The sequence below is a fragment of the Microcoleus sp. MON1_C1 genome (assembly GCF_036701945.1).
In the GTDB taxonomy this organism is placed as follows: Bacteria; Cyanobacteriota; Cyanobacteriia; order Cyanobacteriales; family Microcoleaceae; genus Microcoleus.
This window is the reverse complement of sequence record NZ_JAUBRO010000028.1, coordinates 1-22097: the sequence shown is the minus strand read 5'-3', so window position 1 is coordinate 22097 and position 22097 is coordinate 1. Positions and strand designations below refer to the sequence as shown.

The 22097-nt window shown below is 46.8% G+C and carries 17 protein-coding genes and 1 pseudogene; 11 read left to right on the top strand and 7 right to left on the bottom strand.

The window, feature by feature from the left end:
- Positions 1-127: 127 nt before the first annotated feature.
- From QUA62_RS17040 to QUA62_RS17025, 4 genes are all read right to left on the bottom strand, one after another.
- Entirely contained in the window at positions 128-2956 is a 2829-nt protein-coding gene (locus QUA62_RS17040; protein WP_333405611.1) for a hybrid sensor histidine kinase/response regulator, read from the bottom strand.
- Between the two features lie 253 nt (positions 2957-3209).
- Positions 3210-9002: a PAS domain S-box protein gene (locus QUA62_RS17035; protein WP_333405610.1), complete on the bottom strand. Its 5793-nt coding sequence runs from the start codon at positions 9000-9002 to the stop codon at positions 3210-3212.
- Positions 9003-9092: 90 nt separating this feature from the next.
- The gene (locus QUA62_RS17030; protein ID WP_190662981.1) at positions 9093-9596 is read right to left on the bottom strand and encodes a chemotaxis protein CheW; all 504 of its coding nucleotides are present in this window, start codon (positions 9594-9596) and stop codon (positions 9093-9095) included.
- A gap of 257 nt (positions 9597-9853) precedes the next feature.
- Complete coding sequence (locus QUA62_RS17025) at positions 9854-10219, bottom strand: response regulator (RefSeq protein WP_190662980.1); 366 nt, start codon at positions 10217-10219, stop codon at positions 9854-9856.
- A gap of 929 nt (positions 10220-11148) precedes the next feature.
- Here QUA62_RS17025 and QUA62_RS17020 point away from each other — a divergent pair.
- Positions 11149-11883 (top strand): phosphoadenylyl-sulfate reductase, encoded by a 735-nt coding sequence (locus QUA62_RS17020; protein WP_190733564.1) that lies wholly within the window; start codon positions 11149-11151, stop codon positions 11881-11883.
- A 299-nt stretch (positions 11884-12182) separates the two neighbouring features.
- Complete coding sequence (locus QUA62_RS17015; protein WP_333405609.1) at positions 12183-13160, top strand: class II fructose-bisphosphate aldolase; 978 nt, start codon at positions 12183-12185, stop codon at positions 13158-13160.
- Between the two features lie 55 nt (positions 13161-13215).
- Here QUA62_RS17015 and QUA62_RS17010 read toward each other — a convergent pair whose 3' ends face one another.
- The 3 genes from QUA62_RS17010 to QUA62_RS17000 are packed head-to-tail and all read right to left on the bottom strand — an operon-like array spanning position 13216 to position 13982.
- Positions 13216-13398 carry a hypothetical protein gene (locus tag QUA62_RS17010; RefSeq protein ID WP_333220835.1) on the bottom strand — a complete coding sequence of 61 codons (183 nt, stop codon included), beginning with the start codon at positions 13396-13398 and terminating at the stop codon, positions 13216-13218.
- A 41-nt stretch (positions 13399-13439) separates the two neighbouring features.
- Complete coding sequence (locus tag QUA62_RS17005; RefSeq protein WP_333405608.1) at positions 13440-13829, bottom strand: Uma2 family endonuclease; 390 nt, start codon at positions 13827-13829, stop codon at positions 13440-13442.
- A gap of 3 nt (positions 13830-13832) precedes the next feature.
- Positions 13833-13982, bottom strand: coding sequence for a hypothetical protein (locus tag QUA62_RS17000; protein ID WP_333405607.1), 150 nt, complete (start codon positions 13980-13982; stop codon positions 13833-13835).
- Positions 13983-14216: 234 nt separating this feature from the next.
- Between QUA62_RS17000 and QUA62_RS16995 the strand changes: the two genes are divergently transcribed.
- From QUA62_RS16995 to QUA62_RS16960, 9 genes and pseudogenes are all read left to right on the top strand, one after another.
- On the top strand, positions 14217-16427 hold the full coding sequence (locus QUA62_RS16995; RefSeq protein WP_333405606.1) for a Tex family protein: 2211 nt from the start codon (positions 14217-14219) through the stop codon (positions 16425-16427).
- A gap of 86 nt (positions 16428-16513) precedes the next feature.
- Positions 16514-16768 (top strand): hypothetical protein, encoded by a 255-nt coding sequence (locus QUA62_RS16990; RefSeq protein WP_333405605.1) that lies wholly within the window; start codon positions 16514-16516, stop codon positions 16766-16768.
- 30 nt (positions 16769-16798) lie between these two features.
- On the top strand, positions 16799-17089 hold the full coding sequence (locus tag QUA62_RS29405; protein ID WP_445301676.1) for a hypothetical protein: 291 nt from the start codon (positions 16799-16801) through the stop codon (positions 17087-17089).
- A 21-nt stretch (positions 17090-17110) separates the two neighbouring features.
- Positions 17111-17443 (top strand): ISAs1 family transposase, encoded by a 333-nt coding sequence (locus tag QUA62_RS16985; RefSeq protein WP_445301675.1) that lies wholly within the window; start codon positions 17111-17113, stop codon positions 17441-17443.
- Between the two features lie 74 nt (positions 17444-17517).
- Positions 17518-17763, top strand: a complete 246-nt coding sequence (locus QUA62_RS16980) for a hypothetical protein (protein ID WP_333405604.1) — start codon at positions 17518-17520, stop codon at positions 17761-17763.
- A 129-nt stretch (positions 17764-17892) separates the two neighbouring features.
- Positions 17893-18057, top strand: coding sequence for a photosystem II assembly protein Psb34 (gene psb34 / locus QUA62_RS16975; protein ID WP_333405603.1), 165 nt, complete (start codon positions 17893-17895; stop codon positions 18055-18057).
- 982 nt (positions 18058-19039) lie between these two features.
- Positions 19040-19372 (top strand): annotated as a pseudogene (locus tag QUA62_RS16970) (calcium-binding protein); the annotation flags it as partial.
- 520 nt (positions 19373-19892) lie between these two features.
- The gene (locus QUA62_RS16965) at positions 19893-21107 is read left to right on the top strand and encodes a hypothetical protein (protein ID WP_333405601.1); all 1215 of its coding nucleotides are present in this window, start codon (positions 19893-19895) and stop codon (positions 21105-21107) included.
- A 197-nt stretch (positions 21108-21304) separates the two neighbouring features.
- Positions 21305-22009: a GUN4 domain-containing protein gene (locus QUA62_RS16960; RefSeq protein WP_333405600.1), complete on the top strand. Its 705-nt coding sequence runs from the start codon at positions 21305-21307 to the stop codon at positions 22007-22009.
- The last annotated feature ends 88 nt before the right edge of the window (positions 22010-22097 follow it).

The following is a 22097-nucleotide window of genomic DNA, read 5'->3' as shown; positions in this document are numbered from 1 at the left end:
AAATTATTGGATTTTAGTAGGTGAGTCGGCTGCGTATCTTTCCTCTATAATTCGCGTCTTCAATTACTTTTTGCTTAAGTTGTGTTTGAGATTAGGGATTATTTGATTGGAAATTTTAGATTGTGAATTAAATTATTGATTGGTGGATTAATTTGGGAATAGCTTGTAAAAGTTGGGCTTCGCTGTAAGGTTTGGTGAAGTATTGATTTGCGCCTAATTCCATTGCCATTTGCCGATGTTTTTCCCCGCTACGGGATGTCAGCATGGCTACGGGAATCTTAGCAAAGCGCTCGGTCGATCTGATCGCTCGCAACAATTCAAATCCATCCATCCGGGGCATTTCAATATCGACGATCGCCAAACTGCAATCAAGACCATTTTGCAACTTTTCCAGGGCATCCACACCGTCTTTAGCCTGTACCACCCGGTAGCGAGCACGAGTCAGCGTCATAGACAGCAACTGGCGAATTGTATAGGAATCATCCACTACCAAAATCTGCGGTGACTGACTCGAACTCGGCGGTATCTCCTGCACTTTACCGGAGACAGCGGCGATCGAACTATTTACCCCAGGTTGGCCCACCAAATCGTCCACATCCAGAATATTCACCACGCGCCCGTCCCCCAAAATCGTAGTCCCCAAAACGCCGCGAGGCTTGGATAGAGGCGGCGGCAAAGGTTTAACCACTATTTCCTGCTGACCGATCAGCCGTTCCACGGCCACCGCCAGCATTCCTTCGGTAGAAGCCAAAACCAGGACAGGAATTTCGTCTTGGGTCAAAGGGTCAGGAGAGGGGGCATCCGGCCCGACGACGCTGTATTCGAGCAAATCTTGCATCCTCACCAAACGAATAAATTCCTCCCGCCACCACAGCATCGCCTGATTGCCGGCGATGTGAACTTCCGAGGCTTTAATGTGGAGAATTTCCTCGACTGCATCCAGCGGCACTGCTATTTTATTGTGATCTGTCTTCACCATCAGTGCATCAGTAATCGACAGCAGCAGCGGCAGTTTGATAATAAAACTCGTACCTTTTCCGAGGCGAGAGTCTACCTTCACACTCCCCCGCACAGTCCGCAAATTTGTTCGCACCACGTCGAGCCCCACTCCCCGCCCCGAAAGGTCGCTGACCCCTTCTGTAGTGCTGAAACCCGGCCAAAACAGAAAATCGTAGAGTTCGGTAATAGAAAATTCTTGAGCTTGTTCCTCCGTAGCCAAACCCTTTGTGACAACTTTACGGCGAATCATTTCCGGGTCAATGCCTCTGCCGTCATCGGCGACAGTAATAATCGTTTGGCCGCCTTGGTGGCGGGCTTCTATTTCTATTTGACCGCTGGCGGGCTTGCCGCTTGCTTTCCGAACTTCGGGCATTTCGATGCCGTGGTCGAAAGCGTTTCTCACTAAGTGTATTAAGGGGTCGCGCAAAGCATCGAGCAAACTTTCGTCAATTTTGGTATCTCTTCCCACTAGCAGCAGGTTGACTTCCTTATCGTATGTGAGGCACATCTCCCGCAGGGCTCTGGGCAAGTGATCGACGGCGCGACTGAAACTCACGACTCGCAACTGCATGACGCGGCTGCGTAGTTGTTCGGTAATGCGGCGCAGTTGGTCGGTACTGCGCTCGAATTTCATCGCTAAGGTGTCTAATTTGGTGGCGGAGTGAGAAATTGCTTGGGCAGTTTCGATGACTTCTGCGGCTGTCGAGTGGAACTCTGTATAACGATCCATCTCTAAGATATCGAAGTGAGCATGGGCCGGAGAGGATTTGCCGTTAGCGATCGTTGGGAATTCTGTTTCTGCTGCTGCAAGTTTTCCCAATCCAGAGTTCCCGTTTCCCCCCCTCCACTCTGCAAAGCTCAGTCTGTCGTATTCTTCTCGCAACTGACCGCCGAATTGGCTCAAATCTACGATATTGCGGCGGATGCGCTTGACTTCGCCGCGCAGTTCGGATTCTTGAAGTTCTAAATTTGTACGGTTGATGACTAATTCCCCGACTAGATTCACCAATTCAGTTAAGCGTTCTAAGTCTACCCGGATTGTCGGCCTTTGCGGGTTGGGGACTGGGAGAGTGGAGGAGGAGGGGACTGTCGGGGAGGGGGAGGGGGAGATTTCCGGGGGAGTTGGGGAGTCGGGGAGTCGGGGGGAGTCGGGGGGAGTCGGGGAGGGGGAGATTTTGGGGAGATAGATCGCCCTTCCTTCCAATATTTGTTGGCGTGCGATTTGCAAGTTTTGGGCGATCGCCCAACCCTCGGATTGCAACCGTTGTAGAGTCAAGTCGGGAGAGTCGATCAAAGCCCTGAGGGCTGCGGCGATTTCCCCAAATTCCGGCAATAGCAGCATTCCAGCCAAACCGGAAAGTTGGTAGTAAACCTGGTTGAGGGCGGTGACGCTTTTTGCCAAATCTGCCTCGGAAGCTTGGGAAAGCTCGGTTTCTAGGCGATTGAAGAGTGCCGGCACTTGGTGTTCAAAAATCTGTTTCAGGGTTTCCGGGGCGGCAGATTGGCTGACTGCGGAGACTGGCGACTGTTCTGACTTGCCGTACTTGGCCTGGAACTCAGCGAAAATTTGGGCGATCGCCTCCAAGTTTTGCGTTTGATCCGGAGTTGTGACATCGGAGTGTTGAACTGATTCGATCGTAATCTTTTTGAGAGCATCCACCCCCTGCAGCAAAACACTCACAGTAGTCGGTTCCAGAGCCGACAAGTCTGTGCGATCGCGCAAAATGACAAAACAGTCCTCCAGCGTGTGAGCTGCGACCGACACGTTTTGAAAGCCCAACATCGAACCTGCACCTTTAATCGAGTGAGCCGCCCGAAACATTTCTTTAACTGCTGCTTGTCGCTCTTTCAAACCCGCAGATTCCATCGCCAGTAGGTTCGTCTCCATCGACTGGAGAAACTCTTCGCATTCTGCGGTAAAAGCATCTATTAATTCGTTTAAATCGTCATCATTCATATTAGTTTGTTGTCTATTGTCTGTTGACAGTTAACTGTTGTCTGTTGACAGTTAACTGTTGTTTGTTGTCTGTTGGCAGTTTATATATATAATATGTGCCGTTATTTAACTGTAATTGTTGTCAGGGTTGGTTCACGATTATCTATAAATTCGCATTCAGGATATTTGTCAACCCGCCCCGACAACAACGATAGTTATTAGTGATTCGTATAACAGTCAACTGTTAACAGTCAACTGTTAACAGTCAACTGAACTAACTGCGAAAATTCGCCACCGACTTTTGCAATTGGCCCAGAGAACCAGACAGCTCGTCCAAAGATGCTTTGACATCCGCACCTTTTTGTGCAGTCGTATTAGCAATCTCGTTGACTTGCTGCATACTGTTAGCAATCCCCTCAGCCGAAACAGTTTGCTTGGCAGATGCGATAGTAATATTCTGCACCAAAGCATTCATTTCTCGACTAACTTCGATGATGGCATTGAGGTGAGTTTTAGCTTCGCTTGCCAGCTTAGTGCCTTCCACTACCTCCAGCGTCCCGGATTCCATTGCCTTCATCACTCGGCTGATTTCTTCTTGAATTGTACCGACAATTTCCGAGATTTCCTCAGTAGCGCCGGCGGATCTTTCTGCTAATTTCCGCACTTCTTCAGCAACAACTGCAAAGCCTAAACCTTGTTCGCCGGCTCGCGCCGCCTCAATAGTAGCATTCAGAGCTAATAAATTAGTTTGCGAAGCAAGTTGAGAAATCGAAGTCACAATTTTGCCAATTTGCTGCGAAGATTCCCCCAAACGCTTCATCATTTTCGAGGTAGAGGCGATCGTCAACCGGAGCCCGTTAATGCCTTCGACAGCTCGATCGACGGCCATACCGCCGACTTCAGCCGTTTGAGAAGACTGCTGAGCCACTGTTTCCGCCCGCACCGAAACATCTCGCACGTCGCGGATCGAATTCACAATCCGCTCGATTTCGCGCATGATGGCAGATATTTTTGCTGCTTGAATTTCTGCCTGTTGGGTGAGTTGACTGGTATTGTTAATTGACTCGTCGGTGGCAGATGTTACCTGTTCGGCTAAAGTTTGAATTCCCGTTACCACTTTCCGCAGAGAACCGATTAAGAAGTTGAAAGAGTCGGCGACAGCACCTAAAACGTCGTTAGTAACTTCCGCCCTGACTGTCAAGTCACCTTGAGCCGCGCCTTTAATTTCTCCCAACAATTTAAGGACTTGCTGCGTCAGAGAATCAGCTTCAGCTTTACGTTCTGCTGCCAATTTTCCTAGTCGTTCTTCTGCTTCTTTGCGCTCGGTGATGTCAAAGCGAATGGCGATATATTTAACTATTGTGCCGGTGGTATCAAAAATGGGAGAGATCGTCGAATCTACCCAATAAAACGAGCCATCTTTGCGCCGGTTTTTGACTTCCCCTTTCCACACCAAACCGCGAGAAATTGTCACCCACATTTCTTCAAAAAATGATTTGGGATGGTAGCCGGAATTGACGAGGCGGTGGTTGCGGTGCAGGAGTTCTCCTATGTTGTAACCGGAGATTTCAATAAATCTGTCGTTGACGTAGGTAATGACGCCTTGGACATCAGTTTCGCTGACGATCGCAGCTTCGTCTAGGGCATTTTGCCGAGTTTTTAGTTCTTGCAGCAAGCGTTCCTGTGTCTCGGCCAACTGCTGCATTCGCTCCTGGGATGCTCTTTGTTCGGTGACGTTGCGGCAAACGACTACGCCGCCTTTAAGCGCCCCCGTTTCGTCTTTGAGTGGCCGGCCGTTAACTTTCACCCACAGACCCTCTGGGTTGCCTGCGTGGCGGGTAAAAAGGTCTAGGTCGTCCACGGCTTCTCCTCGAACCGTGCGCGCTAAAGGTATGTCGGCTGGGGGATAGGGAGTTACGGTATCGGGCAAAAATAAACCGTATCTTGCTGACCATTCATTGGGAAGAGCATCTGTCGCACCCCTGCCAAACATATCTTCGGCGGCGGGGTTGAACAAAACAAAATTGCCTTTTTCGTCGGCAGCAATTATGCCGTCGCCAATGCTGTTTATTAGCAGTTGCAAGAGATTGCTTTGCTGGCGAAATTGCGCTTCGGAACTGGCTAATTGGGCTGTTGTTTTTTCCAGTTGCACCATCGCCTGTTTACTTTCGGTAACGTCGCGAGCCACTGCATACATGAGCTTTAGTTCGGTTACAGGTCGCACTTTCCACGACAGCCACCTGTAGGAACCGTCTTTGCAGCGGTAGCGATTTTCATAAGACTTTAATTCGGCGCCGCTGGCTACTTTTTCCGCTTGTTCTATGGTTGATTCGCGATCGTCTGGATGGACTAAATCGATATAATAGTTGTCTTCAAGTTCATGCGTCTTGTAGCCGAGTGTTTTTTCCCAAGAGGGATTGATGCGCTTGAATTTGCCTTCAAAACCTATAATACAAACCAAGTCTAGGGAAAGGGTAAAAAATCGATCGCGCTCTTCTTCTGCTTTTTTGCGCTCGGTAATTTCGATCACCACACCCCCGACACCGATGGGTTTGCCGTCAGCTCCCGGCAAAGGAAAGTATGATGCTAGCCAATCTCGCACGACGCCCGGTTGGTTTAAGGTTGAGCCAGACATTTCAACGTTTAACAACGGTTGGTTGGTGACGAGAACTTGCTGCAACATCGGCTGTAGGGTATCGACCATTTCGGGTACAACTTCCCTCACCGTCTTACCGAGGTGTTCGGCCACTGAGGGGCCGGTGGTTTCCGCTAATTTATCGTTGACTTGCACGAAGCGCAACTGCTCGTCAAAAATAAACATTGAGGCCGGGGCGGCTTTGAAAAATGCGTCAAAGCGGGTTTGACGCACAACTAATTCTCGTTCTAGGGCTTTGCGATCGCTGATGTCGCGGCCTTCTGGAATTAGCATCAAGACTTTGCCGCTCTCGTCTGTAATGGGTTTGATGGAGAAGTCAACGGTCGCCACTGCACCGTTGGCAACTAGCACATCCACTTCGTAACGGACTACCTCGCCGGCTGCGGCGAGGGCGATCGCTTCTCGTATCTGTTGCTTGGTTTCCGGGGAAATCTGCCACCACGGGGTTTCAGAAAACGGAGTGCCTATTATTTCTTCGCTCCGCAGGCCTGCGGCGGCGAGGGCTGTTTGGTTGGCTTCCAAAACGGTGCCGTCCGGTTTGAGCAGACCTATGAATTGGAACGATTGGTCGAAAATGGCTCGGAACAGTCTTTCGCGATCGCGCAGCATCTCTTCTGCGCGTTTGCGATCGCTGATGTCGCGAGTAACTGTTGCGAACCCCATAGGCTCGTCGGTTTCTGGGTTTTTGACTGTAAATAGGGTAAAGTCAACCGGAAAGTCTTGGCCGGTTTGAAAGTTCCTCAAGCGGAATTCACCCTGCCAAAAACCGTCTCGTACAGTAGCCGGCACGATTTCTTCTTTGAAAATCTTAGCATCTTCTACTGAGAAGAAGTCATACATACTTTTGCTTTTGACTTGTTCAATATTTTGCAATCCTACTTGTTTAAGTCCAGCGGCATTCAGGTATGTTCCCTGTCCCTCCATGGTTGCCGTGCCGATAAAATCCGAGCTGTTTTCTACGATCGAAATCAATCTTTGCTTTTCGATTTCGGCTTGCTTGCGCTCCGTAATATCGTTGTTAGTTTCTAAAATTGCTTTCGGTTTTCCCTGTTCGTTTCGCTGCAAATTCCAGCGACTGAATACGGTAATTTTGGTGTCATAATTGGTGGTGTGAATTATTTCTCCTTCCCAATAATCCTGCTCTTCTAACTGTGCCACTATAGCTGCTAAAGGCTGGGGAAAAATGCTGTGCAATAGAATATGGGTGAGTTTCCCCAAGGCTTCTTTTTTTGTCCAGCCGTACATCCGTTCGGCTCCCTGATTCCAATAATTAATCGTGCCGTCCATATCCCGAACGATCAAGGCGTCGCTTGCCAGATCGAGCATTTGCAAGTTCTGCTGCAAGGCTTCTTCTGTGCGCTTGCTTTCTGTAATGTTGCGGGCGATCGTTGACAGAAATTCAATTTCTCCCTTCTCGGATTTGTTAGCAATAATTACTTGAGAAACTGGTATTTCTTGGCCGTCTAAAGTTCGCCACGTTGCCTCGCCGCTCCAGGTTCCCTCCCGGCAAGCTGCGGGGATGCCGACGTTGATAAGAGTGTCGATACTTTTGGGCGATGTCAGGTCGGAAATGCTGAATCCGGCTAAATCTGCGTTTTCGCCAACTCTCAACATTTCTCTGGCTGCGCGGTTGAGATAAATGGTGCGCTGTTGGGAGTCGGCGATGCCTACCCAATCTGTTGTGGTTTCTAAAATTGCTTTGAACCGCAATAGTTCTTGTTCAGATTTGCGGCGCTGTGTGATGTCGCGTGCCAAGCCGAGCATTCCTAAAGTGTTGCCTTCTGCGTCTTTGAGAGGCAATTTCAGCGTGTCGAAGGTGTGTACTTTGCCGTCGGCTAAGGTTGCTGAGTCGTTGGAGTTCGGGGCGAGATGGTTGTCTGCCCGAAAGTTTTGGATTTGGTTCTGGGAATCGGTTTGGGCCTGGAAGTTGCCAAAGATTCGATCGACCGATATGCCTATTTCTGCGTCGTCTTTGCCGATAATTTCTGCTTGAGTTTTGCCGAAGGCAGTGGCGAAACTTGCATTGACTAGGGTATAGCGCGAGTTTCGATCTTTGACAAATATGCAGTCTGGCGTAGCGTCAATGACTGTCCGCAGCAAGTTTTGGGAGCTTTCTACTTCAGCGAGTGTCTGTCGCAGTTGTTCTTCCATTTGCACGCGCTTGGTGATATCTCTCATCGCGGAAACGAGAAATTTCCTGCCGTCGGTATCTACAAATGTAGATTTTTTGGCGGATAGAAAGCGGGTGTTTCCTGCTGGGTCTATGAGGGTTTTTTGGATTTCGCTGCTGGTATTTGTCAATAAAACTAATTCGTCTTTTTCTCGATATCTCTGGGCTTCCTCTTTGGGCAAAAACTGGTCGTAGGATTTGCCAATTAGTTCTTCTCTGCTGTGACCTATGTATTGACAAAAGGCATCATTTAATATAATCCAGCGGTGCTGTTGGTCTTTGACATAAATCGGGTCGGGGATGCTGTTGAGGATGTTGTTTAAGAATAGTTCTGAGGTTTTTAATTGCTCTTGGGCTGCGGTGCGATCGAGAATTTCCTGTTCCAATTGTGCGTTAGTTTGCAGGATCTGCTCGGTTCTTTCATTCACTCGCTGCTCTAGTTCTGCGCTTAGCTGCTGCAAGGCGGCTTCTGCCTGTTTGCGCTTGGTAATCTCCCGGCCTTCTGCGAGGATTTGAAATACTTCTCCTGTTGCATTTAACAGCGGCTTAAACGACAAGTCAATTACTGTTACCTGGTTGTTAGCTCCGGTGATTTCGTATTCTTCCCGGACAAAATTTCCGGCAGAAACTTGTTGAATGTTCGTTTTTAGGCGCTGCTGGTTGGTTGGGGATGATGCCCACCCTGGTGTCAGCCAAAATTTCAGCCCCTGCACTTCTGATGCTGGGAAATCGCCCAATTTTAGCGCTGTCTGATTGGCTTCGATCAGAGTACCGTCTGCCTCCAATAATGCGATCGCTTGAAAAGCTTGGTCGAAGATTGCGTGAAATCGCTGGGTTGTTTCGCTCAGCGCTTGTTCTGTTTGTTTTTTAGCGTTAAGGATGCGGGTGGAACCTACTAAGAAGCCGTAGCGGTTGGACAAACTCAAAAAAGCGATCGCCGCAATTACAGTGATCCAATCGAACACAGTTTGCACTAGCGCAGAGTGCGGCAGTCCTAGGTATTCGGCAGCGTGGCCGCTGTGGCCGAAAGCGCAGCTCCAAAATATGCCTGCTGAGACTGTGGCGAAGATGTCGAACCCGAATTGCCGGTTTCGCCACATAGCTAAGCTGATTAGCCAAGCGATGGCAAAGTAACATCCAGAAATGATGACATTAGCAGCCCCAGCTAGCAGCGATGGGGAGAAGTCAGGCAACGTCAGGGTTAAAGTCGTTGCGATCCAGGTATAGAGAATTTCGATCATAAAATTAAGGATGGGCAAATCGGATGCGGGCGATCGTTAGTTAAATGTATTGATGCAAAGCAGTTGCAGACTTACGTTTATGGTGGATTTTTACCAGCGTTCGGAATGGGCGATCGCTTCTACATCGACAATCATTAGCAAGCGTCCTTCGGAATTGTACAGACCTTTTAAGAATGGAGCTAGGTCGGGACTCACATCTAGTGCTGAGACAATGCGATCGGGATGGAGAGGTAAAACTCCTTCGACGCGGGAAACGGCTAATCCCAGGCGGATTCTCGACAACAATCTCACGTCTCGCGGATCGGGCGCTTCTACAACTAAGATGCGGCTGTTTGGGTGGTAGATGTCAACCGACTCAATACCGACGAACAGTCCGAAGTCTGCTGCTGCTAAGATTTCGCCCCGCAAGTTGGTTAATCCCAGCAAAAATGGCAGGGTGTTGGGAACCAGGGAAATCGGTTGTTCCTTGAGGGAAAGGACTTCCCGCACTGCCTCTAATTCTATGCCGAACAGACTGCCTCCCTGACCGAACAGGAGAAATTGCTTCGTTATACTTGTCTGATTCCCCCCAGCCGTGGGAGCCGTTATTTTCATGGCTTATTTTTTGTTTATAGTGTAGCTTACCAATTAGAATTTTGCTTTGACCCTAAAGTCGATCGCCGATCTAGTTTTTCTGCATCAGTTTTGGTGCGTCAAATGTTTATGTTAAATAAACCGCCGGTTGGCAAACAAGCAGGTTGCTATCATTAAATATAAAACTTTTATGGGTTTCAAAAACCCAGTTTCTTAAAAAAAACGGGGTTTGTCGGTATAATATTTTTTGGAAAGCTGCCGATCGCTTTATATTCGGATTACGCGGAAAGCAGACGCTGCACTATGTGGAGGAGTTGCTGAGGTTCAAAGGGTTTGCTAACGTAAGCGTCGGCGCCTAAATCAGTTCCCCAAGCTTTATCGATCTCGGTGTTTTTATGAGTACAAAATACTACGGGCAATTTTGCAGTTGCGCGATCGCCCCGCAATTCTCTGATCACTTCAAACCCGTTCATTCGTGGCATCACTACATCTAAAACGACCAGAGCCGGAGGGGTTTTGCGGATCATGGCGATCGCTTCTTCGCCGTCGCCTGCCCGGATCACATCCATTCCGGCATCTTGAAGAATGCGGCAGATGATTTCAAGTTCGCTCTTAACGTCGTCCACGACTAAAATTTTTGACATATTCCACACTTCCTTGCTGTTATTGACAGCGGACTACGTTTATTCAGAAGCTGGCGCGATCGGCGGCGATGAGACTATACCGCTTTGCGGACAAATTCATGTACTTCTAAATACAATATAGCCGATCGTATGGCTGAAGCTTGGCGGTCAGCCCTAAAAAGCGATAAAAATTTACTTTGCTAACGGAATCACTCTGAATAAATAAATCGGCAATTAGTAATGGATCGTTGGTAATTTGCGGTTGGTAAACCCACAGGTCTTAGTAGAAGGATCGATGGGAAGACCAAAGCCGGATTTGCTATGATATTGTTTTAGCTTTATTCCCACTCACCTAGTTTAGAGCATGGCCTAAAAAAGGTAGAGTAATTTTTTAATTAGCGCCACTAACAGCAACTTAAAAGTAGTTATAGCGGCGTTGTTACTGGTGTTAAAATATTTTTCTTAGTTAAAATACAGCACAATATCGCTTAGTGAGCGCTATTATTTTATTAATGAGACAAGTCAAAATAGAGGAGGATAACAAGGACATTGAAAGAATTTTATTGTGTGCGATTTATAATTGGGGGGCAAATTCAATGGAGCGCGCGGCAATCCCATTTTACCCAGTAGAGGAGTGTTGGGTTCACCAAAACTACTACCCGCAGGCGATCGCCATCCTTGATCTCGATCGTGGGCCCAGCAGCAAAGACTGCTGCAAGATGCGGTCAATCGATTTTAGATTTTAGATTTTAGATTTTACAATTGAAGAAAGCGCTCCCACTGATAAATCCGGGGGCTGGTGATGAGCATTCGGAGCTTTTTTCTCGTTTCACGGATGAATCCGGGGGCCCCGGATGACATTGCTTGATTGTCAAATTAGTCGGTGAGGGAGAGACGGCGATCGGCTATAATAAAGGGCTAGAGGAAAAGAACACCGAAAACCCGAAAATATGGTTGCCATCCAAAGAAATCTCAACATTGCCGCGCTAGAAGCAGAATACAGTCAAAAAACACCGCGAGACATTCTCAAATTTGCCCTAGAAAATTTTGACAATATCTCGATTTCTTTCAGCGGGGCTGAAGATGTAGTTCTGATCGATCTTGCCTCAAAAATTACCAAAAATTTCCGCGTTTTTACCCTAGATACCGGACGGCTGCACTCAGAAACTTATCAGTTTTTGGATCAAGTCAGAAAACATTACGGCATTAAATTAGAAGTAATGTTTCCCGATGCAGCAGAAGTACAAGCCCTAGTAGAAGAAAAGGGATTGTTTAGTTTTTATCAAGACGGTCACAAAGAATGCTGCGGCGTGCGGAAAGTCAAGCCGCTGCGCCGCAAACTGAATACTCTCGATGCTTGGATTACTGGTCAGCGGAAAGACCAAAGTCCGAGTACCCGCAACGGTATTCCAGTTATTGAAGTTGACACTGCATTCTCCACTCCCGACCATGAATTAATTAAATTCAACCCCTTAGCAAACTGGTCTTCCGCAGAGGTTTGGGAATACATTCGGGCTTTGGATGTGCCTTACAACAAGTTGCACGAACGCGGTTTTATAAGTATTGGTTGCGAACCTTGTACGAAGCCGATATTGCCGAACCAACACGAACGCGAAGGTCGCTGGTGGTGGGAAGAAGCGACCGTAAAAGAGTGCGGTTTGCACGCTGGTAACGCGCAAAAATAGTAAATCACTTAAGGAGTAAGGTGCGCCTAGCGCACCAAAAAAATAGTAGGGTGCGCCTAGCGCACCTTACCCAACCCAAAAATAAATGCACTTCACCTAAATCGTAGCCGAAGAATTCGCAATTAAAATAAACACAAATTAAGCTGACCTTGCCCTAGAACTTTGATATAATGATCGACATTCAGAATTAATACTAGCGGAAGAATTCGCAATTAAAATAAACACAAATCAAGCTGAGTTTGGCCTAGAACTTTGATAGAATGATCAACATTCAGAAAAGTTTTTAAAGTAGGTACTATATGCTCGCCTCAACTAGAGAATTGCTGAACACAGCCTTGAGAAGTGGTTATGCGATCGGTGCTTTTAACGTCTACAACCTAGAAGGAGTAAAAGCCGTCATCAAAGCGGCCGAAGCGCTGCACAGTCCTGCTATACTGCAACTTCACCCCAGCGCCCTCCTATACGGAAAATCGCCTTTAGTCGCGCTGTGCCTCAAAGCGGCCCGCGCATCTTTTGTGCCGATCGCAGTACACTTAGATCACGGCACCTCAGAAAAAGACATTCAAATCGGTCTAGCCGCCGGCATTAAATCCATTATGGCAGACGGTTCTCCTTTGCCATACGAACAAAACTTAATATTTAGCCGGGAAATGACTAAATTAGCCCACGCTAACGGTGCGGCAGTTGAAGCAGAAATCGGCAGAATTAGTGGCAGGGAAGAGGGTTTGACAATCGATGAGAAAGCCGCAAGGATGACCGATCCAGTGGCAGCAGTAGAGTTTATCAAAGAAACTAAGGTGGATTTTTTAGCTGTAACAATTGGTAACGTTCACGGCAAATATTTAAGCCAACCAAAACTAGATTTTCCTCGTTTGGAAAAAATCCGGGCTGCTGTTTCAGTGCCGTTAGTGATGCACGGTGCTAGCGGCTTGTCGGAATCAATGATTCATCAATGTATTCAATTCGGAGTATCGAAATTTAATGTGAATACAGAAGTTCGCGAAGCTTATATGGACGTGTTAAAAAGTAGCATTTCTGAGGCACATCCGGATTTGTTGGAAATAATGGAAAAAGCTATCGATGCCATGCGATGGGTCATTTCTGACAAACTGCAACTTTTCGGTTCTGTCGGTAAAGCTTATTTGCATCACTCTGTCGAGACGGATGAATTGACCGCAAAGAGTACCCGCAACAAACAAACAAGCCGCAACCAATCAAGTTTCGATCAAAGGTTAAAGCCTGTGTATAGTGAGGCCTTGAGTCTTATGTTGAAGTAAAAAAAAACTAAAGTCCTGACTGCGAACCCGTTTTTAGTCAGGACTTCAGTTTTCTCTAACCGTTTAAAAATCGATCGGGGTCGATGCCAGATTCCCGCAGCCGCCGAATTAAAGGCTGCAATTGAGCTTCCGCTGACTCGGCCCGCTGCCGTTGCTGTTTCGCTTCAGTCAGAATCCAATTGCCATCAACATCATACCAGCGCAGCCACAGTCGATCGATTTCCTGAAACTCTGCCACAAACCCAAGCCCAAAATTAGGTCACCCATCCACACTCGCGACTAGGGCAATTCTAATTCTTGATAATGTCCGCCGTTCAATTCAAACACTCGCAATTTGTTAGTATAGCGGCTGAAAACAGCATAAACAGAAACCCACAAATTTGGCTGGTAAACATCCCATTTTATCGGCGGTTCCTCCTTCGTCTCCGCCTCCAAAACTGGCTCGTTACCCGCAGCGTTTCCCGACTGAGGTGGCAACTTTTCTTCATCGGTATTGTCGCCTAAATCTTCTTTTTCCGTTCCCCGCGAAAGCAGTTCTACAATTACCAAAGGATTCACCCCTTCCTGCCAAGTAACGTAACTCATCCGCTGTTCGGAGCGATCGTCAAGTCGGGGAACTCCCACAACTCCAAACCAATCCGGCCGCTGGTGCCACAGAGTGTGATGCACGTCCTAATAAAGGTTCATGTCGGTGCCGCTAAATATCTCAGAAGCTGGATAATTCCGAGGCCGAAACGTCAGGCTCAACAACTGCGGCTGCAAATCGTGAAATTCGTCCCGCAAACCAGGTTCCTCCGGGTCTTCGCTGGGTAAATCGTACATCGTCGGCAGCGTTTATCTGGGCGATCGCAGCGGCTCTGTTTGCGGCACAGGATATTTAAAAAGCAACATATAATATTGAGAAATGACTGCATTTATGCTAACATCATTTTTTTAATACTTGCAGGACGAGCGCCAACACCCTGTAAAACGTTGATTGCCAACTTTTCTTCCTCTCTTTTGTGAAGTCAATCTCACCTCTTAAATCTCAAATCGACTGATCCGAAATTCTGCACTATGATCGACATTCCTCAACTGATTGCTCAAGAACTTTCCATTAATCTGTCTCAAGTCAATAATGCTCTGGAACTTTTCGCCGAGGGAGCAACTATTCCGTTTATTGCCCGCTACCGCAAAGAACGCACGGATTTGTTGAATGAAATTCAGTTGCGCGACATCTCCGATCGCTTCACCTATCTGACGGAAATTGAAGAGCGCAAAAAGTCGATTTTAGATACGATTAGCTCTCAGGGGAAACTCACTGAAGAACTGCAAGCAAAAATCGAATCGTGTTTGCAAAAAAACGAACTAGAAGACCTTTATCTGCCTTACAAACCCAAGCGGCGGACGCGAGCGACAATTGCTAGGGAAAAAGGTTTGGAACCGCTGGCGAATTTTATCAAATGTCTGAACTTACCGACGGCTAAACCAGCAGATTTTGAGGCGGAATCCGCTAAATACATTTCGGAAGAAAAGGGAGTGAAAACAGCAGAAGAAGCTCTCAAAGGTGCTGCGGATATTTTGGCGGAGGCGGTTTCGGAAAAAGCAGAATTGCGCGCTTATTTGCGAGAATTTTTGATGAAAACAGGAGTTTTTGTCTCGAAAATTAAAGATGATTTTCCGGAAGGAAGCACTAAATTTGAAATGTACCGCAATTATCAAGTTGCAGCGAGAAGCGTTCAGTCGCACAATATGTTAGCGCTGTTTCGCGGGGAAACGGAAGGAGTCTTAGATTTGGAACTGGCGTTTGATGAATCCGCAGTGATGGCTTATTTGGAAGCTCAGGAAATTAGAACTAGGATACCGGAAGTTAAAGAGTTTTATCGATCGACTTTGAAGGATGCCTTCAACAGACTGATGAAGACTTCGTTAATTACAGAAGTGCGATCGCACAACAAAGCCATCGCTGATATCGAGTCGATCGCTACTTTTGAAACCAACCTCCGCGAGTTGCTGCTGTCGGCGCCGGCGGGAATGAAACCCACATTGGCGATCGATCCGGGATTTCGCACGGGGTGCAAAGTTTCCGCCCTTGACGAAACCGGGCAATTTTTAGAATATCAAGCAATTTTCCCCCACCAAGCGGCAGGTCAGCGCCAGCAAGCTGGTAAAATTGTCAAGCATTTAATTGAAAAATATAAAATTGAATTAATCGCGATCGGCAACGGTACAGCTTCCCGGGAAACAGACGAATTTGTTTCGGAAGTTTTGGCAGAAATGGAAAGGAAACCAATTAAAGTCATGGTGAATGAATCCGGTGCATCGATTTATTCAGCAAGCGAAGTGGCGATCGCCGAATTTCCAGACCTCGACATCACCGTCCGCGGCGCAGTCAGCATCGGACGGCGCTTGCAAGACCCCCTCGCCGAACTCGTGAAAATCGACCCGAAATCAATAGGAGTCGGTCAATACCAGCACGATGTTGACCAAAAATTGCTCAAAAAGAAACTCGACGAAACAGTCGAAAGCTGCGTTAATTATGTCGGAGTTGACTTAAACACAGCCTCCAAAGAACTGCTGACATTTGTATCGGGAATGACGGCAACAGTTGCCAAAAATATCGTCAATTACCGCAACGAAAACGGCGCATTTAAAAATCGCCGCCAACTCCTGAAAGTTCCCAAACTCGGGCCAAAAGCTTTTGAACAAGCAGCCGGGTTTCTCCGCATTCGCGGCGGCGAAAACCCCCTGGACAATACAGCAGTTCATCCCGAAAGTTATCCTGTAGTGCAGGCGATCGCCAAGGATTTAGACTTGCCGCTGACTGAAATAACACAAATTTCGGAAAAAATCAAGACTGTAAACATCAAGAAATATGTCACAGAAAAAGTAGGAGAACCAACACTCCGAGACATTATTTCCGAACTAGAAAAACCGGGAAGAGACCCGCGAGCCGAGTTTAAATATGCCACTTTCCAAGCAGGAATCAAAGAAATATCCGATTTGCAAGTTGGCATGGAATTAGAAGGAATAATCACGAATGTAGCTAACTTTGGAGCTTTTGTTGATGTGGGGGTGCACCAAGATGGTTTGGTTCACGTTTCTCAATTAGCCGATCGCTTTGTAGATGACCCCAAACAGATTGTTAAGGTCGGACAAGTTGTGAAAGTGCGGGTTTTGGAGGTGAATGAGAAGTTAAAGCGGGTTAGTTTGACGATGAAGCTGCAAGAAAAACAGCAACCGCAAAATGGCAATAGCGCGAGGCTTCCGGCCCCGCGCCGTCGTTAAAAGTTTGGGGGAAAGGTGAAAAAGGGCGATGGCGTCCCGCCCCGCAAGCTACGGCTATAATTGTGCCTCACCAACCTCAAAATTATATGGTTGCAAGTAAAAGCGACACCTACGTCTCTCCTGAAGATTATTTAGCAGCCGAGAAAGTCAGTCCGATCAAACACGAGTACAGGCACGGGAAAATCTATACAAAAGCAGGAAAAAGCAAACCTCATGTCATTATTATGGGGAACATATCTCTACTTTTGAAAAATCATCTTCGGGGAAGTGGCTGCATACCTTACATGGCAGATATGAAAGTTCGGGAGGATACATCTAATTTTTTTGGTAGTGGTGAATAGTAATGGTCAAGAGCGAAGAGAGGCATTGTAATGATGCACAAACTACCAAATTGCACCAATGCAATGGTTGAATATCCTCGCTTACCAGCTTACCATTACTATGCTTCACTACCCAAAAAGAATCAATCAAATCGGTTTAAAGTCGCTCAAAAAGTAGTCAAATCTCAGAGTGAGAGCGACAAAAATCAAACCCACGAACACCTACATGGACGCACAACAACTCGAATCACCACAATTTATGCCATCGCTCCTCAATTATTACCCCTGTGGGCAGGCGCCAAACACATAATTGCGATCGAGAGAACTGGCAGCAGATGGTAAGGGAAAAAAAGTCGTCGTCGATTGATTGATTTCCATGAAACACATTATTATTTAAGTAGTTTGGATTGGTCGGCTCATCAATTTGCCGATGCAATTCGGGGACACTGGCTAATTGAGAATCGACTGCATTGGGTTAAAGAGGTGACCTTAAATGAGGATAACTGTATTCATCGCGGTGGCAACTCACCTGCTAATTGGGCAACGGTTAGACAATTTTTAGTATCGCTCGCTCGGATGAATGGTACAAATACTCTTCCACAAGCTTTAAGATTGATGGCCACCCAGGTCGAAAAGCTTTGTGAGTTGCTTTTCGGTTTTCAGTGTCCAGACAAACCAGTTAAATCTTTCACGTAGCATCATCAAATTGCCCGATCGGCTTAGTTTATTTTTTCGACAATTAATCCACCCTGCTTCCCTTGCTGCTGTATGTGGGAGAAACACACCGCACTCCCAAACAACGGTGGATGAGCCATGATTGCCATAGCTACGTTGCCAACTACATCGAACTGCACCGCCGTTATTCCCTGGATGTGGCTGTGGCTATTGCGTTTTGGTACGGAGCGCCAGTTAATCGAAAACAGCGACTACAACTGGAGTCAGAGCTTATCTATAAATGGAAGTCGCCATTTAACAAAGAATGCTGGCAGTGGTGGGGACAGCCATTTGGCAAGTGACTCCTGCAATCTTCACACTTGTCGATCGTCGGTGACAAACATCACTCATGAGCTTGTGTCAAGTCACTGTTACATCACTTAACACTTTGTTACATTGATTTACATAAGAAAGCAAAGGAAGAACAAGCGATGTACACCACCGACGAAAACGGAACCCTCAACAACTACGCCGTCGTACCCAAAATTTCTTACGCCGAGTACCCTTCACCCGACCAGCAGCGTCGCTACGCCCTTCAAGGTGCCGGTGCTGTCTTGTTGGTGACGTTCTTGGTGCTGACTGCTTTCGCTGCCTAACTTCAAGCATTTGCCCGCACTCGTTTTTACTGCCTCTTGGGTTACAGGAGGCAGTTTTTCAGTTTATATTTGGCAGTACCGCAGCTCGAATCGGGTAGGTGTTTAGCAAACCGAATTTCTAAGGCTACCGTTCCAATAGCCTTTCTTAAAAAGATGAGGTACACGAGATTACCTGAATATCGAGATTTTTAAGCCTTATTACATACCTCATTTATCTGAGAAATGCTATAAAAACCGGATTTAGGTAAATGCGAATGGAAGGTATCAGTAAAACAGTTTGGGATTGTTCCTCACAGAGATTGTTGAATAACTAAACAGTCCTTAAAAAAAGGGCGATTTCTGGCTGCTTGCGTAAGCCTTGTAGAGTATTTCAAGAAAATCCATGAAAAACATTGTTTATCGATATTCACTCTTGTGTAGTCTAGGAGTTTTAACCTTCGTGCCACTAACGGGAATACTCTCCCCAGATAGCAGTAGTAGTCAGCTTTCCCCATCAGTTGGTCACAATCAAGTTTCACGTAGACCTGCTTCCAGTACAAAGCAATACAAGAATTCGACGTATGGCGTTAGCTTGAACTACCCCAGCAATTGGCAACCTACCAAGGGCTATCAAGAACGCTTCAGCGGTGCTGATGGATTCTTCCAGATAACCGGGTTGTCGTCACCGTCAACGATTCAGAATGTTTGTAAGGATGCACTGAATCATAGACTAAATCCCTATGGTACTCGTCCCCAGGTGCAGAGGTTACAAATCCAGGGTCGCCCAGCCTGTTTAATTTTGCCTTCCTCTGACCAAGATCGGACACTGGAAAGAATGGCAACGCTGATTGTCCGCTATCCCACACCGATTCGCCTGAATGGGACAAACTACAATCACCTCATGTTGTCTGCCGATAAGGAACACATTCGCCAGATTGCTAACGGGCTAAGATTTACAATGCCAAGGCGATAGTACAGCAACCGCCAAGGCGGTTAGGGCCACGATATCCTTGTCGGGGGCGACGGCAGCGATATCCTCAATGTCGCCAAAGGTTTTGATACCCTAAACGGCGGTTTGGCAAAGGATATTCAAGTCGGCGGCGCGGGCAATGATGTATTTGTTTTAGGTGCCGGATTGGGAGTTGATACGATCGCTGATTTCGCCAAGTCTCAAGATACCGTGCAATTAATCAATGGCTTGACCTTCCGACAGCTATCAATTTCGCCAGGAACTGACGGCACCTTAATTACAGTAGCCAGCAGCGGTGAAGTTTTAGCTTCTTTGATACGTGTTGCTCCCAATCTCATCGGTTCTGAAGATTTCAGCTCGCTTTAGAGGTAGTAAAGTGATCATTTGTGAAATCAGTTTTTCTCAGGGGACAAGATTTAAATTGGCGAATACTACTTGACAGTAATAGGCACAGTCGTTGCATTTTTATAACGTTTTTTTTTACCGCTAATTTACAAGAAATAAACAGCAAACGGAGCAAGGTTAAATTTATATGAAAATCCTCCCAATGGTTGTTTTCGATCGAGAAACCGTTTCTGTAATCTGCAACAACCCTGTCAATCTATCTTGTCCAAATAACCCTAACTTCAGCTTTAAAACTATTGTTTGAAGTTGAATATACAACCAATTTTTATTTCTCTGTTAAAACCATTCACTGTTATAATCATAGTCGTCAGTAATTAATTATTGGCGATATAAAAAGTTTTACGAGTAAGCTTTTTCATCAAATAGCTTGGGCTATCTTGAGAAATAAAATTATACAGAATGAAATATTATAAAGCGTGATACCCCTATAAGGGTTACATATAATACTGTTTCGCTTTAATTCTAATTCCGAGGTCTTCTTATGCCAATCGAACTTTCAGGTATAACCTTTACCGAGCAGGGTAATTCGATCGGCGTGTCTGGCGAGGAAGGAATACTTAATAACGGCTTCGCTAATACTCTTGCGGGCGAGAACTTAACCCTCGGTAGCAGGGAGAACAGTATCAACAGCACTCCGACAAGGATCAGCGGTTTCTACAACAGTGCCACCGTAAATACTGCTGATAGTAACGACTTAATCGTTGCTGCGGCAGACTACGGCAACTTAATTCCTGATACTTACGAGTACAGGGTCAGTGGCATCCACAACACGGGCACGCTCAATACGGGTGAGGGAAACGACTTAATCCTTGGCCTCCGTTACAGACAAGGAAAATACAGGTCGAGCGATCGTGAGAGTAATGGCATTTTCAACGAAGGAGGCACCATTGATACGGGTGGTGGTGATGACATAATCACGGGCATTGCCCAGGGTTTTTTGAGCGTAGGAATCGAGCATAACTCAAACAACCCCAACTTGCAAAGCCCGATCATCATAAAGACTGGCTACGGTAATGACACGATCGCGGGTACTGGCGAATACATGGGCTTACGTTTTGGTTCCATCAATGGTTCCATCATTGATACTGGGGAAGGGGATGACGCAATCACTGGCACTGGTGGGTATTCTGGCACAGTTTTATATTCCTCTTTTCTCAACACCGGCGAGGGTAACGACACAATCACTGGCATTTCAACTCAGGGCGACGCCATTGCCAATTCCTCCACCATCAATACCGGGGATGGCAACGATATAATCACTGGCACTAGCACTTACAGCAGCGCCATCTTCAATACCGGCACCATCAATACTGGCGACGGTGATGATATAATTCTTGGCATTAGGACTGATTTTCGCTTTGGCGCGACCATCGCCAACAGCGGTACCATTAATACTGGTAATGGCGCGGACTCCATCATTACTGATAGCGGCTTTTCTAGCTTGGGCAACATATTTTTAGGAAAAGGTACAGATTATATCAGGGGTTCTGGTTCTGCTACTTTCTATGGCGGGAAGGATCGAGACTCGCTGGAATTAACATCAGGCAGCTATACCGTTGAAATATTGGGGACAACGGTGGGTTTTAGAAGTAGTAATGGCACTATGAAAACTTCCGAGTTTGAAAAACTAATAGCGGGTAGCACAACCTATGACTTTACAAGTTTTACCAACGGTCAGACAATTTTTGTCGCCTAGTAGTATATTTGGAAGTAGGAGACAGCTAACTAACAGAAAAGTTTTGCTGTCCTAAAAGACCCTTTATCGTCTTGAGAAGAATCGACCCCACATTTCTTGTCCCTCAAATGAGTGACACTCAAAGATGCGACTGGTCATGCGCCCATAGGATTGCTCAGAATGGGTTCAGGTACAAAGGAAATCACGAGGTTCAGAGTATGTTGGGATGGAAAAGCATTCTTAAATCAGGCGATGGGTTGGCAGCAGCGCGACAAGATGTGCGGGAATTGCAAGTGCGGTTGATTGATTTATCTAAACAATCGAAGCGCCCCGATTGGCATCCCGGCAACCCAGATGGTCAATTCGGCCCTAAAACTGAAACCGCCGTAAAAGCTTTTCAAAAAGACCAAAATCTTGTAGCTGATGGTCAAGTTGGTTCCCTTACTGTAGAAGCGCTCTACAAAAATTATGCCCAACTGCGAGATTTCTTAGGCGCTAGGCAGTGGCAACAAGCGGATGAAGAAACAGCCAAACTCATGCTCAAAAACGTTGGACCAGGAGAATTTGCTGATTCCTTCGAGCCAGGAGAAAGCGAGCAAATTCCCTGTTCCGACCTCCACGCTTTAGACAAACTATGGTTGGCATCTTCTGGCGGTCACTTCGGCTTCAGCGTTCAAAAGCGTATTTGGAAAAGTACCATTGCTACTAATCCAGACGTAGACGATGCGGGCCAACGCTTTGGGGAAATTACCGGACACTTTGTGGACGGCGAATGGATAGAGTACAAGCGCGTTACCTTCAACCTGAGCGCTCTTGCGGGTCACTTACCTACGCTGTGGTGGCGGCGCAGCACGGTACTGGCTGGCTTCGGTCGTCCCGTCGCATCTTTGGTATCCCGCATGGATAGTTGCAAGCTACCTTGACGCTCCTTAATCGGAACTTACCCCTCACGCTTGATCGCGAGAGTTTTCAAACCCCCTGGCAGCGGTCGAACTGGGTGAGAACCCTCAC

What these genes read in the sequence shown, in the direction of transcription:
- QUA62_RS16965 (WP_333405601.1), top strand. Translation starts at nt 19,893, where the DNA reads ATGCCAATCGAACTTTCAGGTATAACCTTTACCGAGCAGGGTAATTCG.
- psb34 (WP_333405603.1), top strand. Translation starts at nt 17,893, where the DNA reads ATGTACACCACCGACGAAAACGGAACCCTCAACAACTACGCCGTCGTA.
- QUA62_RS17015 (WP_333405609.1), top strand. Translation starts at nt 12,183, where the DNA reads ATGCTCGCCTCAACTAGAGAATTGCTGAACACAGCCTTGAGAAGTGGT.
- QUA62_RS29405 (WP_445301676.1), top strand. Translation starts at nt 16,799, where the DNA reads ATGATGCACAAACTACCAAATTGCACCAATGCAATGGTTGAATATCCT.
- QUA62_RS16960 (WP_333405600.1), top strand. Translation starts at nt 21,305, where the DNA reads ATGTTGGGATGGAAAAGCATTCTTAAATCAGGCGATGGGTTGGCAGCA.
- QUA62_RS16995 (WP_333405606.1), top strand. Translation starts at nt 14,217, where the DNA reads ATGATCGACATTCCTCAACTGATTGCTCAAGAACTTTCCATTAATCTG.
- QUA62_RS17000 (WP_333405607.1), bottom strand. Translation starts at nt 13,982, where the DNA reads ATGTACGATTTACCCAGCGAAGACCCGGAGGAACCTGGTTTGCGGGAC.
- QUA62_RS16990 (WP_333405605.1), top strand. Translation starts at nt 16,514, where the DNA reads ATGGTTGCAAGTAAAAGCGACACCTACGTCTCTCCTGAAGATTATTTA.
- QUA62_RS17025 (WP_190662980.1), bottom strand. Translation starts at nt 10,219, where the DNA reads ATGTCAAAAATTTTAGTCGTGGACGACGTTAAGAGCGAACTTGAAATC.
- QUA62_RS17035 (WP_333405610.1), bottom strand. Translation starts at nt 9,002, where the DNA reads ATGATCGAAATTCTCTATACCTGGATCGCAACGACTTTAACCCTGACG.
- QUA62_RS17020 (WP_190733564.1), top strand. Translation starts at nt 11,149, where the DNA reads ATGGTTGCCATCCAAAGAAATCTCAACATTGCCGCGCTAGAAGCAGAA.
- QUA62_RS17040 (WP_333405611.1), bottom strand. Translation starts at nt 2,956, where the DNA reads ATGAATGATGACGATTTAAACGAATTAATAGATGCTTTTACCGCAGAA.
- QUA62_RS17030 (WP_190662981.1), bottom strand. Translation starts at nt 9,596, where the DNA reads ATGAAAATAACGGCTCCCACGGCTGGGGGGAATCAGACAAGTATAACG.